This is a genomic window from Bacteroides ndongoniae (assembly GCF_900108345.1).
Lineage (GTDB): Bacteria > Bacteroidota > Bacteroidia > Bacteroidales > Bacteroidaceae > Bacteroides > Bacteroides ndongoniae.
On sequence record NZ_FNVV01000013.1, the window covers coordinates 1,088,756 to 1,103,029 of the forward strand.

Consider the following 14,274-nt stretch of genomic DNA (forward strand, 5'->3'; position numbering starts at 1 on the left):
TCAGCAACGTTTGGAAGTAACTTCGGCTTCGTACTTCTCGACTTCGGCAATGAAACCTTCGCCTACGGGCACATTGTTCTTCAGGCAGAACATGTCCCATACGGCATTCCAAGGCATTGACTTGGCTTCTTCCAGCAAAGCCAGCCGTTCGAATCCCTGTCCGCAGGCTTCGTACTGGCGGAGTGTCTCCAGCGGTTCCAACAGAGCTTGCAACAGGCATTTTTGTGTGGCGCGGCTGCCGATGACGTAAGCACCGATACGGTTGATGCTGGCATCGAAATAATCCAGACCGATGTGTACGCGATCCAATGCATTGCAACGGACAATCTCTTTGCACAAGTCCAGTGTATCGTCGTTCATAATGGTTACGTGGTCGCTGTCCCAACGTACCGGACGGCTTACGTGCAGCATCACTTCCGGTATGAACAGCAGCAGGGCCGATAGCTTGTCGGCTACGCTCTCGGTGGGATGGAAGTGTCCGGTGTCCAGTGTGACAATCTTCTTCCGGCTTGCTCCGTATGCGGTGTAGAAATCGCTCGAACTTACCGTATAGCTTTCCAGCCCGATACCGAATACTTTGGACTCTATGCAGTCTTTCATATGTTTGTATTCGGTTGCAAAGATTTCGTCCAGCGATTCCATTAATATTTCGCGGTACTTCATGCGGTTCACCGTGATGTCTTTGCTGCCGTCGTGTATCCACAGGTTCATGATGCACGGGTCACCTTGCCGTTTTCCCATTTCTTCGGCTATGAGGCGGCAGCGTTTGGTATGTTCTATCCAGAAGTCGCGTATGGCTTTGTTCGGATTGGCTAAAGAAAGGTTTCCGCTTTTGGGATGCGAGAAGGAAGTAGAGTTGAAGTCCAGCTTCATGTTGTGTTCGGCTCCCCATTGCATCCAGCTTTCAAAATGCTGTGGTTCTACCTGGTCGCGGTCTACAAACTTTCCTCCAAAGTCTCCGTATATCTCGTGCAGATTCAGGCGATGGTTGCTGGGAATGTAGCTGGCCGCTTTCAGAATGTCCTGGCGCACTTCGTCAATGTTTCGTGCCTTACCGGGATAATTACCGGTGGCCTGTATGCCTCCCGATAGTTCGCCGGATGCTTCGAAACCGGATACGTCATCGGTCTGCCAGCAATGCAGCGACAATTGTATATTCTGTAGGGCATCCATAGCTTTTTCCGTATCTATACCGATGGATGCATAGCGCTCTTGGGCTATCTCGTAAGCTTTTACAATCAGTTCTTCTTTCATGGTTCTTTATTTATTGATAAGGTTTTTATATCTGAGTTTTGTGTTTGAATTGGGCATAGGCTTGTTCCCACATCGGCTTGTCTTTCGGTTGGAATGTTTTCAGGGGAACAGATTGTGCGACAAGCTGACGCATGGCGAACAGGTCACATGCCTTTCCGGCTGCTATTGCCTGCATCATGATGTTGCCGATGGCAGTTGCTTCGGAGGGACCTGCTACGACCGGAATTCCGGCAGCGTTGGCAGTCCATTGGTTCAGCAGTTCGTTCCGGCTACCGCCCCCTATGATGTGTAGCGTTTCTATCGGATGGGGCGACAGGGCATGCAGATCGTCCAATACCTGCCGGTAGCGCAAGGCCAGACTTTCGAAGATGCAGCGCACAATTTGTCCGCGAGTCTCGGGCACAGGTTGGCCTGTGTCTTTACAATAATCTTTTATAGCCTGTTCCATATTGATAGGATTACTGAATCGGTCATCGTCCGGGTAAATCAGGCTGCGGAATGCTTCACAAGCGGATGCCTCGGCTATCAGTTCCGGGTAAGAGGTATTGCCCCATTGTTGTCGGCATCGTTCGAGGAGCCACATGCCGCAGATGTTTTTCAGAAAACGAATACTTCCTTCCACTCCGCCTTCGTTCGTATAGTTCAACGATTCGGTTTGAGGAGTGATGATGGGGTTGTCTGTCTCGATTCCCATTAGCGACCAGGTGCCACTGCTCAGGTATGCAAAGTTACGGTTACGGGCAGGGATGGCAGCTACGGCCGAAGCTGTGTCATGTCCGGCGACGGCTATGACGGGAATTTCTCCCAGTCCTGTAATGCGTTGGACTTCGGCCGATAGTACGCCTGCTTTTTCGCCCGGATATACAAAACGTCCGAAGTGGGAAGTGTTTAAGCCTATTGCCTGTAGTAATTCCGGTTCCAGCTGGCGCGTAGTGGCGTTGACCAGCTGGCCTGTGGAGGCGATGGTATATTCGGTGACTGTCTCTCCGGTCAGCAGGTAGGTCAGGGCGTCGGGTATAAACAGTATTTTCTCCGCACTGTCCAGTGCGCTGTTCTTGTCTCGTCGCATTGTGTCCAGCTGGAAAAGTGTGTTGAAGTTCATCACCTGGATGCCTGTCAGGTTGTAGACGTGTTGGCGTGGGATACGCATAAAGAACTTTTCGGGTGCACCGTTGGTATGTGAATCCCGGTAGGAATAAGGCAGACGCATGAGTTGACCGTCTTTGCCTATGCATGCAAAATCTACTCCCCAGGTGTCTACTCCGATAGAAATGATTTCCACATCTTTTCTGTCAGATACCCGTTTTAATCCTTCAAGAATGTTGCGGTAGAGCTCGTAGATGTCCCAATAGCAATGGCCGTTTACTTCAATCAGATGGTTGGGAAAGCGGTTGATTTCTTCCATTTCCCAACCTTCCGTTGTGAAGTTTCCTATGATGGTACGCCCACTGGTAGCCCCGAGGTCGACAGCAAAAAGGTATTGTTTCATAGCTATTCGTTTTTCTGCAAAAATAGCAGTTTATGTCCGAGCCGTTCATGTGCTTTTTGACCTTAAAAGTAAGTAATGTGGCAGAAATAATACGGTAGAATTTTTTTCTTAACTGGAGAAATATTTTTTCCCAGTTAGGGAAAAATATTTTTCTAACTGGGCAGAAAAAGATAGGGTAGTAAGCATAAAAAAAGAGGGTGTATCTTTCGGTACATCCTCTTTCGTGGAGCATAGCGGACTCGAACCGCTCACCTCGACACTGCCAGTGTCGCGCTCTAGCCAGATGAGCTAATACCCCAATTTAAGCGTCATTGAAACGTTTGCGGAACGTTTTCTTGTTTTGACGGCGCAAATATAATGCATAATTCTGAAATAATTGCTATGTTTGCGGAGAAAAATAAGAAAAAAGTTATGCTGGTCTATAATACAACCTATCATGTGGAAGACGGGCAGGAGAAATATTTCCTGATTTGGATGCAGGAATACTACTTGCCCGAAGTGGAGAAAACAGGGATATTGCGCTCACCGCGTATTACTCGCATCTTGAGCCATCGCGAAGAAGGCAACTGCTATTCTGTGCAGTTCGAGGTAGAAGATTCTGCCAGTCTGCACCGCTGGCACACCGAACAGGGCGTGAAACTGAATGAGGAGATGATGAAGCTGTTCAAAGACAAAGTAGTGGGCTTCCCTACACTGATGGAGGTAATCGTGTGATGCAGCCGGTAAAGGAAAAAATCATTCTGGGCATCGACCCGGGAACTACCATCATGGGATATGGCGTTTTGCGGGTGACGGGTGTCAAGCCCGAGATGATAGCGATGGGCATCATTGACCTGCGTAAGTTTGGCGACCACTACCTGAAATTGCGGCATATCCACGAACGGGTGTTGAGCATCATCGAGAGCTATCTGCCCGACGAAGTGGCCATCGAAGCACCTTTTTTCGGTAAGAACGTGCAGTCCATGCTGAAACTGGGACGGGCACAGGGAGTAGCCATGGCGGCAGCATTGAGTCGCGACATCCCGATTACGGAATATGCCCCGCTGAAGATAAAGATGGCTATCACGGGCAACGGGCAGGCTTCGAAAGAGCAGGTGGCCGATATGTTGCAGCGCATGTTGCACTTCAGTAAGGCCGATATGCCTACCTTTATGGATGCTACCGATGCTCTGGCAGCCGCCTATTGCCACTACCTGCAGATGGGGCGTCCGGCAGTGGAGAAAAGCTATCGTGGATGGAAAGACTTCATCGCCAAGAATCCCGACAAGGTAAAAGGATAGACAGGAACAAATGGACGAAATTATTGAAACAATAAAATAATAACAGTATGGTGAAGCTGAACGATTTGGTAATCATTGGAGTAGCGGCGGCCACAGTTGTCAGTTGTGCTCCGGCAAAGAATGAATACACTTCTTTTGAACTTTATCCGGTACGTTCCGGCAGTCTGACCGAGATGGAGTATGCGCCCGAAGCAACTCAGTTTACGCTGTGGGCACCCACAGCCGACGAAGTACGCCTGATGCTTTACGAGGCAGGCGAAGGTGGACATGCCTACGAGACCGTCAGCATGGAACGGGCCGAGGAAGGTACCTGGAAGACAAAAGTAGAAAAAGACCTGAAAGGGAAATTCTACACCTTCAACGTGAAGATAGACGGAAAGTGGCAAGGCGATACTCCCGGTATCAACGCCAAGGCAGTAGGAGTGAACGGCAAGCGTGCTGCCATCATCGACTTGCGCGAGACCGATCCCGAAGGATGGGCCGAGGACAAGCGTCCGCCGCTGGCAAGTCCTGCTGACATTATCATTTATGAAGTGCATCACCGCGACTTCTCCGTACATCCTTCATCGGGCATCGAGCATAAGGGCAAGTTCCTGGCCATGACCGAGACCGGTACGAAGAACCCCGGCGGAATGGCTACCGGCATCGACCACCTGAAGGAACTGGGTGTGACGCACGTGCATATCCTGCCTTCGTACGACTATGCTTCGGTCGATGAGACCCGTCTGGATGAAAACAAATACAACTGGGGCTACGACCCATTGAACTACAATGTGCCCGAAGGCTCTTATTCTATCGATCCCTATCGTCCGGAAGTCCGTATCCGCGAGTTCAAGCAGATGGTGCAGGCTTTGCACAAGGCAGGCATCCGCGTAGTGCTTGATGTTGTTTATAACCATACGTTCAACACAGCCGAAAGCAATTTCGAACGTACCGTGCCCGGTTACTTCTATCGTCAGCGGCCTGATGGTACACTGGCCGACGCTTCGGCTTGTGGCAACGAGACGGCAAGCAACCGCCCCATGATGCGCAAGTACATGATCGAGTCAGTGCTCTACTGGATCAACGAATATCACATCGACGGTTTCCGTTTCGATCTGATGGGCATCCACGACATCGAAACGATGAACGAAATACGTAAGGCCGCTTCGGCTATCGATCCTACCATATTTATATATGGTGAAGGTTGGGCTGCTTCGGCACCGCAGATGCCCGAAGATTCGCTGGCCATGAAAGCCAACACTTACAAGATGCCTGGCATCGCCGCTTTCTCCGATGAGATGCGTGATGCTCTCCGAGGACCTTTCAACAACAACGAGCAAGGCGCATTTCTGGCCGGACTGCCGGGTGGAGAAGAAAGCATCAAGTTTGGCATTGCAGGTGCTGTAAAGCATCCGCAGATTAACAACGACTCGGTGAATTACAGCAAGGCTCCCTGGGCCGGACAGCCTACGCAGATGATCAGCTACGTGTCGTGTCACGACGATATGTGTCTGGTAGACCGCCTGAAGGCAAGTGTACCCGGCATCACGCCTGAAGAACTGGTACGCTTAGACAAGCTGGCACAGACGGCTGTGTTCACCTCGCAGGGCGTCCCCTTCATCTATGCCGGTGAAGAAGTGATGCGCGACAAGAAAGGCGTGCACAACAGCTATCAGAGTCCGGACTCCATCAACGCTATCGACTGGGATCGCAAGACGCTCAATGCCGACGCATTTGCCTACTACAAGGGGCTGATACAGTTGCGCCGCAATCATCCGGCCTTCCGTCTGGGCGATGCCGAACTGGTAAGAAAGCATCTGGAGTTCCTGCCTGTCGAAGGTACGAACCTCGTGGCTTACCGCTTGAAGGATCACGCTGGAGGCGATACATGGAAAGACATCATCGTAGTGCTGAATGCCCGCCGCGAGTCAGCCTCCCTGTCGGTACCCGAAGGCAAATATACAGTTGTTTGTCAGAACGGTTTAGTCAACGAAAAAGGGTTGGCGACAGTCTATGGCCCCTCGCTGACGGTAGCGCCGCAGTCGGCCATGATCATATATCAGTAATTTATTTCTATAATATGCCACATTATACAATACATGTAGCGGGGGGCGTCGTACGCAACCCGCTTGTGCGTTTGGCCCGTCCCGTTTCACTCGATTTCATGGACGGGGAGCACATCGCCATTGTCGGCCCCAACGGAGCCGGTAAGAGTCTGCTGGTCGATATGCTGACAGGCAAATATCCTTTGTACGAAGGTGAATTGTCTTACGACTTTTCTCCTTCGGCTTCGAAAGCGGTTTATGATAATATCAAATACATAGCCTTTCGCGACACGTACGGGTCGGCCGACGCCAACTATTACTACCAGCAACGTTGGAATGCACACGATCAGGACGATGCCCCCGTGGTACGCGACCTGTTGGGGACGATCAAGGATGATGCCCTGAAGCAACAGCTATTCGACCTGTTCCGCATCGAACCAATGCTGGAAAAGAAAATCATCCTGCTTTCCAGCGGAGAGTTGCGCAAGTTCCAGCTGACCAAGACGCTGCTGACTTCGCCCCGCATCCTTATTATGGACAATCCTTTCATCGGCCTCGATGCGGCGACACGCGATCTGCTGTTCCATCTGTTGGACGAACTGACGCGGCTTGCTTCGTTGCAGATTGTGCTGGTACTCTCGATGCTCGACGACATCCCATCGTTCATCACCCATGTAGTGCCCGTCAGCAACCGGACGGTTGGTCCCAAGATGACGCGCGAGGAGTATCTGAAGGCCTTCCGCGAGCAGGACACAGCCCAGTCGTTCGACGAACTGCAACAACGCATCCTGAACTATCCCTACGAACACGCCAACTACGATTCCGCCGAGGTAGTCCGGCTGAACAAGGTAAGCATCCGTTATGGCGACCGTACTATCCTGAAGGACCTTGACTGGACCGTTATGCGCGGCCAGAAGTGGGCACTGAGTGGCGAAAATGGTGCGGGAAAGTCGACCCTGCTCAGTCTGGTGTGCGCCGATAATCCCCAGTCGTATGCCTGCGATATCAGCCTGTTCGGACGCAAGCGCGGTTCGGGCGAGAGCATCTGGGAGATAAAGAAACACATCGGCTACGTCAGCCCCGAGATGCACCGCGCTTATCTGAAGAACCTGCCTGCCATCGAGATTGTGGCTTCGGGTCTGCACGACAGCATCGGACTGTACAAGCGTCCCAAGGAAGAACAGATGTCGGTATGCGAGTGGTGGATGGACATATTCGGCATTGCCGCCCTGAAGGACCGTCCGTTCCTGCAGCTGTCCAGTGGCGAACAACGGCTGGCCTTGCTGGCACGTGCTTTTGTGAAGGACCCGGAACTGCTGATTCTTGACGAGCCATTGCATGGGCTGGATACCTACAACCGCCGGCGGGTGAAGAAGGTGATCGAAGCCTTCTGCCAGCGACGCGACAAGACGCTGATCATGGTTACTCACTACGAAAACGAGCTACCTGCCACGATAACCCATCGTCTGCATCTGGAACGCCATTAAGGCGGATGCCGACCCTTTCTGATGTCCCTGTATGCTGGTCTGTATTGCTCCAGATGCAGGGCATTTTTCGTTTTTCTTTCAGCATCATGACCGGAAATAGAAATAAAAAGCCTATTTTTGTCCGGAATATCAGATTCTTAGATAAAAAGTAGCTAGAAAAGACACCATGAAAGAAAGACTCATTGCATTCCTCAAGACATATCTTCTGTTCGTCTGTATCTTCGTTGTGCAGAAGCCGTTGTTCATGCTCTGCTATCATTCGCTGTATGCCGATGCCTCGTGGAAGGACTGGCTGCAGGTGATGTGGCACGGCCTTCCGCTCGACCTGTCGCTGGCAGGATACTTGACGCTGATTCCCGGGCTGCTGGCCATTGTGACCGTATGGACACTGTCGGGAGCTTTGCACCGCATCTGGAAGGGGTATTTCCTGTTCATATCCATATTGCTTTCCGTTATTTTCGTGGTCGACCTTGCTTTATACGGCTACTGGGGCTTCCGTCTTGATGCTACTCCGCTGTTTTACTTCTTTTCCTCGCCTAAGGAGGCGATGGCTAGTGTCAGTGTGTGGTTTGTGTTGGGCGGATTACTCGTCATGGCGGTGTATGCCATGTTGCTGTACTGGCTTTTCCGTGTGTTGCTGATAGGGAAGAAGTACCGCCAGATGAAGCTGCCTTACCATCGTCTGGGCATGTCGTTCCTGCTGCTTCTGCTGACGGGATTGCTGTTTATCCCTATCCGTGGGGGCTTTACGGTTTCTACCATGAACACTGGGAAGGTCTATTTCAGCACCAATATCCTGCTGAACCATGCTGCTACCAACCCGGCCTTCAGCCTGATGGAGTCGTTGTCCAAGCAGAAAGACTTTGCCAGCCAGTACCGCTTCATGGAGCCGGACGAGGCCGACCGGCTGTTTGCCACCCTGGTTGACCCGTCTGTCGAAGGAGCTGTACAGCCTGCCGACTCGCTGCTTGCCCTGTCTGCCGATTCGCTGACCATGGCCGGCCGCACCCTGTTCAACACGCAGCGGCCCGACGTGTGCATCGTGATTCTGGAAGGCTTCTCTTCGCGGCTGATGGCGACGCTGGGCGGCACGCCCGACATTGCGGTGCAGATGGACAGCCTGACCCGCGAAGCTGTGCTGTTCACCAACTTCTATGCAAACAGCTTTCGTACCGACCGCGGACTTGTATCGATACTGAGCGGTTATCCGGCACAGCCCACGACAAGCATCATGAAATATCCGCGTAAAACGCAGAACCTGCCTGCCATAGCCCGCAGCCTGAAGAAGGCAGGCTACAGTGCCAAGTACTACTATGGTGGTGATGCCGACTTCACCAACATGCGCTCGTACCTGATGTCGTCGGGCTTCGAAGACATTGTCTCCGATGTGGATTTCCCTGTTTCCGACCGTCTGAGCAAGTGGGGCGTGCACGACCATCTGGTATTCCGCCGCCTGCTGGACGACCTGAAGGAAGAGGCTGCCACCCTTCCTGCCTCCGACGGACAGCAGCAGCCTGCCTATCGCGTCATTCAGACCTCCAGCAGTCACGAGCCCTTCGAAGTGCCCTACCGCCGTTTAGAGAACAACGCCATGAACTCGTTTGCCTACACCGACAGTTGTGTGGGCGACTTCATAAGGCAATACCGTGAGTTACCCCAGTGGAAAAACACCGTCGTGCTGCTTGTCCCCGACCACTTGGGAGCTACGCCCGAACCGGTGAACAACTTCATGATCGAACGTTACCAGATCCCTCTGCTGATGGTGGGCGGTGCCATCGAGAAGCCGCGCCGCATCGATGTCTATGGCTCGCAGCAGGACATTGCCGCAACGCTGCTGGCACAGTTAGGTTTGCCGCACGGCGAATTTGTGTTCAGCAAGGACCTGATGAACCCGGCATCGCCCCATTTCGCCTTCTTCACCGTGCCCGATGCCTTCGGTATGGCTACTGCCGACAACCGTTTGATATTCGACAACCAGTCGGGCAAGGTCGTCCTTGACGAAGGAGAGCACAAGGGATCCAATCTGCGTGCAGGCGAGGCCTATCTGCAGAAGTTGTACGACGACCTGGCAACCCGATGAATCACTGAACCGATAACCCTAAACAACAGAACCCGAGAGATGATGTTAATTGACTTTTTGTCGGCCTTGTCCGATGCGGACACCGATTTGCTGCTGGCTATCAACGGATGGCGTGCCGAGTGGGCCGATTACTTTATGTATGCTTTCAGCGGCAAGTTGGTGTGGATTCCCATGTATGCCGCCATATTGTACGTGATATTCCGCAACGTGGGATGGAAGACGGCATTAGGTTGCATCGTCACGGTAGCGTTGACTATCACCTTTGCCGACCAGGTATGCGCCACCCTGATTCGTCCGGTGGCATGCCGTCTTCGCCCGGCCAATTTAGAGAACCCCATTTCGGACTTGGTGCAGATTGTGAACGGTTACCGGGGCGGTCGCTACGGTTTCCCCTCCTGCCACGCCGCCAACACGTTCGGACTGGCTTTCTTCGTCTTCTATATATTCCGTAACCGCCTGCTCACGGCGTTCATCATGTTTTGGGCGCTGCTGACCTGCTACTCGCGTTCGTACCTGGGCGTTCACTACCCCGGCGACCTGCTGGCAGGTGCTTTGGTAGGCTTTGCGGGAGCCAGCCTGTGCTACTGGCTGTTTGTCAAGCTCGGCAAGTATCGGCGGAAGGAGTTCCGCGAGACGTGGGTTCCGATAGCGGTGGGCGGCATCACGATAGGGTGCATACTGGTGTATGCCTTGGTGAAGAGCTGTTGACCGGAACTTCCCGTATCAGAACTGGTAGCTGACTTTCGCCATCCCCTCCCGCGGGCGTATGTTCAACCAGTACGTATAGCTTTGTGTAGCTGTGTAGTTTGTGTAGGCATACGTCCGTTTGTCGAAGAGGTTGCGGACGGATGCCTCGAACCTCCATCGCCCATGCCGGTAGGTCAGGGTAGCATCGGCCAGCAAGGTGGTCTGGTGGTTGCCGCCTCCAAGGTCGTTACGGTAGTGCTCGCCCGAAAGGCGCAGATAGACGTCTCCGACGCTCAGGGTCAGATGCAGGCGGTTGACCATATCGAGTAAGGGGCTGAGGCGGGTGTGGTCACCAATCTTGCTGCCGCCGTAGGCAAACGTGCCGTGATACTGCACTTCGAGCGCATCGACGGGGGCCCAGATTATTTTGGGCTCGGCCTTCAGGTAGTCGTAGCGGTAGTTTTGCGGCAGGGCGTCGGCAGTGCCGGTGTTGGTGGTGCCGGTGGCGGCCGACAGGGTCAGCTGCTTGCCCGTACTGCGGTTCAGCGACAGTTCCAGTGAGGTTTTCAGGTTCCAGTCGTAGCATCCTTTGGACAGATGGGTGCTGACAGACCATTGCTCGGTGTGGTTGGGCATCGCTTGCCGGAGGTAGAGCAGGGTGTCGGCCGCAATGTATTGGGCGGTCAGGGTACGGCTGTGGCGTTTCGCGTATTGCAGGGACAGGGTGACGAAGAACTCGTGTGCCGTATTCTTGTATTCCCCATACACTTGATAGCTCTGGCTGAGGCTGACCGGCAGTAGCCCGTTGGTGCAGTGCAGCGTGCGGTAATCGGTGCGGTACAGGTACGGGTACAGGTCGGACGTGCTGCCTGCCGAACGGTTGATGTAGGCCAGTGTCGAGAATTTCCAGTGATAGTCCGGCCGATAGCTGACGTACAGGGTGGGCTGGAACACCAGGTGGGGGCGGCTTTGCGCGAAGTAGTGCTTCAGTCCGGCGGGCAGCGAGAGGGAAACCCGCCACGGCTCGCGGTCGAGCAGGAAAGAGGTGAGCAGCCGGAACGCCAGCGAGCCGGTTGCGAATCCGTTGTCGCGTGTCCATTCCCCTTCTATGCCGGCCTGGTGCTGGCGGGTAAGGCCGTTCCGCTTGTGCAGGTAGCTGACCTGGTTGTCGGTACGGAACGCCTGCTGACGGTAGTCGTCGGTTCCGGCCGGAAGTTGCAGGCGCGAGGGCATCCAGGCATAACGGGTGGTGGAAGTGACCTCCCACGTGTGCTGGTCGGCATTGCGAATCAGGCTGAAGAGGTTGGCAGCCTGCATCGAACCGGTGTTCAGAGTCTGTTGCAGTTCCGCCGAGCGATTCCGTCCGGCGTTGGCTTGCAGCGTGAGGCGGTTGCTCAGGTAGTGTCGCTCGCTGTTGTCCTCGTAGCGGGCTTCGGCAAAGGCGTCGTGTTCCAGCAGGGTATACTGGAAGTCCTCGTCCAGTCGCACGGTGTCGCCCGGCTGGTAGTAGAGGCGGACATTGCCCTGTTGCTGCTCCAGCTGGTTTCGGGTGTATCCGGCCTGTAGGCGCAACGAGCGGTTGTCGTCGTACTTGTACATGCGGTTGGCATTCAACGTGTGTGTCTGGTTGAAGAGCAGGCGGTGTTCGTCCAGCGGTGCCTGTATGTCGGGCTGGGTCAGGAAGCCTGTCATCGGCGTGTCGGCATCCGCGTCGGCAGTCTGCACGTCCTGTTCGCGGCTCAGGTCGGCCCCGTTGTTGTTCGTCTTGTAGTTGTAGATGCTCTGCCGCCCTTTGCCTAACTGCAAGGCGTTGAGGCTGCCTTCCCACAACATGTCGGTGCCGCCTCCCAGGCCCGCGGTGGCATTCCATATCCACTGGTCGCGCACCTTGGGATCGAGCTTCAGGTTCAGGGCCACTTCCTCGGAGTTGATTTTCCCTTTCAGTGCCTTCACCGACTGATAGTTCTCCATGATTTCGGCCGTCTTCACGGCCCGTGCGTCGAGGTTGTTGTTGATTTGGGCATATCGTCCGCCGGTGACGTCCATCCCCTCCACGTAGTAATGGTCGATGGGTTTGCCTTTGTACCTCACCTGGCCGTTTTCGTCCACGTCCACACCGGGCAGACGTTTCAGCACGTCTTTGATGTGCACGTCTTTCGAGGTGGCAAAGCGGGCCAGGTCGTAGCGCACCGTGTCCTTGCGCGTGCTGATGCGCCCCGGCCGTATCTGTACTTCCTTCAGGACGACGGCTTCGGGCACGAGAGCGATGTCCAGCCGGCCGGGGGCGATAACGGTGCGTACTTCCGTGCGGTAGCCCAGCAGCGAAACCGACACCTGCCGGCTGCCCTCATATTTCCAGGGCAGGGCGAAGCGTCCGTCGGCATCGGTCAGACGGTAGTCGGTCAGTATGTTGTCGCGCGTCACGCTCACCATGACGGCCTCCAGCGGCTGACGGGTTTCGGCATCGGTGATGCGGCCCTCCAGCGTTTGTGCCCGCAGGGCGGTGCATAGGGTCAGAAGAAGCCCCAGGAAAAGTATCGGTAGTTTCTGGTTCATATTCGGGAATTTGATAAATATTTTTCGTTGCTGATGTGGGGAGGAAGTGGAGGTCTTTTATGGACACTCCGGAAGGGTGTCGGTCTCGGTATACGACCGAGCCCCCCTAAGTATACGACCGAGGGTACCTAAGTATACGACTGAGGGTGCCTCAGTATACGACTGTGATAGCCAAAATGCAACTATCACGTAGTCAGCGCTTTATGATTTGCCTGTCTGCCTTCCTTACCCCCTTGCATCCACACCCTCCGGCAGCCCGTCTTTTGTCGGGATAATTCGCTGCCGGAGGCAGGCGATTGCCGGAGTGGCAGGCGATGTTCGTGCTACTCTATTTCCAGCGGATTGTAGGGCAGGTTTTTGGGGTTGCTGGTAGGGTTGCCTTGTGAGTCCTTGATGGTAATCTTCACGTTGGGCATGTTGCCGGTGATGAATCCGACGGGGTCGGCATAGTAGCGTTCGTGTACCTTGTTGTAGGCCTTCCGGCTCATCGGTTCGTAGTCTTTTCCGGCGTACAAGATGGGGCGATAGGCGCGGCACTGTTCGATGCCGGTGCACTCGAAGCGGTAGTGACCCTCGTCGTCCTCGGCCAGCAGTATCAGGCCCGGCAGTCCGCACAGTTTCCAGGGGCCTTCGCTCGAAGCAATGTCGGTGGTGTACCAGGCCGTCCAGTTGCGCCCCTTGAAGCGGCAGGTGGCCTTGCGGCACCCGAAGGACAACACCCGCATCGTGTCGGCCGACAGTTCCCACTGCGGACGCTCCTCGGCCTCTTCGCAACGCAGGCGGCTGATGCCTCCCGCCACTTCGTCGAGGGTTGTCACCTTTCCGTCGGGGAATCGCTTGAAGGTCTGTTCGCTCAGCCGGCTTTTCCCATACCGGCCCAGGTGCTCGTTGATGACCTCTTGCGACGCATGGTTGGCCAGATCGGCGGCCAGCACCGAGTCGCATACGAATTTGGTGTAGCTGTAGAACTTCGAGAGTTTCCGGCCAACCTCCAGCAGGGCTGTCTCGTTGGGGGCTTCGGTCTCGGTGGTGTCGCTGCGGTCTTGCATGTCGTACTGCACGACATAGACGGCCTGGTCGATGGTGTCCTGCCGCAGGCTTTCGCCGGTCGAGATGCGGATGTTGAACTGGGCCGCCACCGGCTGTGCGATGAGGACCGAAAGGAGGGTCAGAAGGAAGAAGGTTGTTTTCATACTGTTTCTTGTTTTAAAGGTTCGTATCATGTTTTCTTTGGGCGGGCAGGTGGCGGAAACGGTTCCTTTTTCCGCCTTGCCCGACACAAAACTATGAAGAAAAGCTGCCGGCACGGAGGAAAGTTATTACTGAAATATTATTCGCCCGAGAATACTCGCCTTGCGCGTACCGCTAATTGGAACGGATGCGTTACTTTTGCTTCCGGAACCCTAAACGAACC

10 protein-coding genes and 1 tRNA gene are annotated in these 14,274 nt (G+C 54.4%); 6 read left to right on the top strand and 5 right to left on the bottom strand.

Annotated features, from left to right (window positions below; genetic code table 11):
• The 3 genes from BQ5591_RS08980 to BQ5591_RS08990 form a co-directional block, all read right to left on the bottom strand.
• Window positions 1-1,254, bottom strand: coding sequence for an L-rhamnose isomerase (locus BQ5591_RS08980; RefSeq protein ID WP_071149052.1), 1,254 nt, complete (start codon window positions 1,252-1,254; stop codon window positions 1-3).
• 25 nt (window positions 1,255-1,279) lie between these two features.
• Window positions 1,280-2,743 carry a rhamnulokinase gene (rhaB, locus tag BQ5591_RS08985; RefSeq protein ID WP_071149053.1) on the bottom strand — a complete coding sequence of 488 codons (1,464 nt, stop codon included), beginning with the start codon at window positions 2,741-2,743 and terminating at the stop codon, window positions 1,280-1,282.
• Window positions 2,744-2,967: 224 nt separating this feature from the next.
• Window positions 2,968-3,041, bottom strand: a tRNA-Ala gene (locus BQ5591_RS08990).
• A gap of 113 nt (window positions 3,042-3,154) precedes the next feature.
• Between BQ5591_RS08990 and BQ5591_RS08995 the strand changes: the two genes are divergently transcribed.
• The 6 genes from BQ5591_RS08995 to BQ5591_RS09020 all read left to right on the top strand — a co-directional run bounded on the left by BQ5591_RS08995 (window position 3,155) and on the right by BQ5591_RS09020 (window position 10,325).
• A complete protein-coding gene (locus tag BQ5591_RS08995; RefSeq protein WP_071149054.1) occupies window positions 3,155-3,457 on the top strand; it encodes a DUF4286 family protein in 303 nt (100 codons plus the stop codon).
• On the top strand, window positions 3,454-4,023 hold the full coding sequence (gene ruvC, locus BQ5591_RS09000) for a crossover junction endodeoxyribonuclease RuvC (RefSeq protein ID WP_071149055.1): 570 nt from the start codon (window positions 3,454-3,456) through the stop codon (window positions 4,021-4,023). Before BQ5591_RS08995 ends, ruvC begins: the two co-directional genes overlap by 4 nt.
• A 50-nt stretch (window positions 4,024-4,073) precedes the next feature.
• Window positions 4,074-6,071, top strand: a complete 1,998-nt coding sequence (pulA, locus tag BQ5591_RS09005; protein WP_071149400.1) for a type I pullulanase — start codon at window positions 4,074-4,076, stop codon at window positions 6,069-6,071.
• A 14-nt stretch (window positions 6,072-6,085) separates the two neighbouring features.
• Window positions 6,086-7,537 (top strand): ATP-binding cassette domain-containing protein, encoded by a 1,452-nt coding sequence (locus tag BQ5591_RS09010; RefSeq protein ID WP_071149056.1) that lies wholly within the window; start codon window positions 6,086-6,088, stop codon window positions 7,535-7,537.
• A gap of 166 nt (window positions 7,538-7,703) precedes the next feature.
• A complete protein-coding gene (locus BQ5591_RS09015; protein WP_071149057.1) occupies window positions 7,704-9,617 on the top strand; it encodes an LTA synthase family protein in 1,914 nt (637 codons plus the stop codon).
• Between the two features lie 39 nt (window positions 9,618-9,656).
• Window positions 9,657-10,325, top strand: a complete 669-nt coding sequence (locus BQ5591_RS09020) for a phosphatase PAP2 family protein (protein WP_071149058.1) — start codon at window positions 9,657-9,659, stop codon at window positions 10,323-10,325.
• A 15-nt stretch (window positions 10,326-10,340) separates the two neighbouring features.
• Here the strand turns inward: BQ5591_RS09020 and BQ5591_RS09025 are convergent, their stop codons facing one another.
• Complete coding sequence (locus tag BQ5591_RS09025) at window positions 10,341-12,860, bottom strand: carboxypeptidase regulatory-like domain-containing protein (protein WP_071149059.1); 2,520 nt, start codon at window positions 12,858-12,860, stop codon at window positions 10,341-10,343.
• 323 nt (window positions 12,861-13,183) lie between these two features.
• Window positions 13,184-14,053 (bottom strand): GLPGLI family protein, encoded by an 870-nt coding sequence (locus BQ5591_RS09030; RefSeq protein WP_071149060.1) that lies wholly within the window; start codon window positions 14,051-14,053, stop codon window positions 13,184-13,186.
• Window positions 14,054-14,274 lie beyond the last annotated feature (221 nt).

Coding starts and splice junctions, on each gene's coding strand:
- BQ5591_RS08980 (WP_071149052.1), bottom strand. CDS start 1,254: ATGAAAGAAGAACTGATTGTAAAAGCTTACGAGATAGCCCAAGAGCGC.
- rhaB (WP_071149053.1), bottom strand. CDS start 2,743: ATGAAACAATACCTTTTTGCTGTCGACCTCGGGGCTACCAGTGGGCGT.
- BQ5591_RS08995 (WP_071149054.1), top strand. CDS start 3,155: ATGCTGGTCTATAATACAACCTATCATGTGGAAGACGGGCAGGAGAAA.
- BQ5591_RS09010 (WP_071149056.1), top strand. CDS start 6,086: ATGCCACATTATACAATACATGTAGCGGGGGGCGTCGTACGCAACCCG.
- BQ5591_RS09015 (WP_071149057.1), top strand. CDS start 7,704: ATGAAAGAAAGACTCATTGCATTCCTCAAGACATATCTTCTGTTCGTC.
- BQ5591_RS09020 (WP_071149058.1), top strand. CDS start 9,657: ATGATGTTAATTGACTTTTTGTCGGCCTTGTCCGATGCGGACACCGAT.
- BQ5591_RS09025 (WP_071149059.1), bottom strand. CDS start 12,860: ATGAACCAGAAACTACCGATACTTTTCCTGGGGCTTCTTCTGACCCTA.
- BQ5591_RS09030 (WP_071149060.1), bottom strand. CDS start 14,053: ATGAAAACAACCTTCTTCCTTCTGACCCTCCTTTCGGTCCTCATCGCA.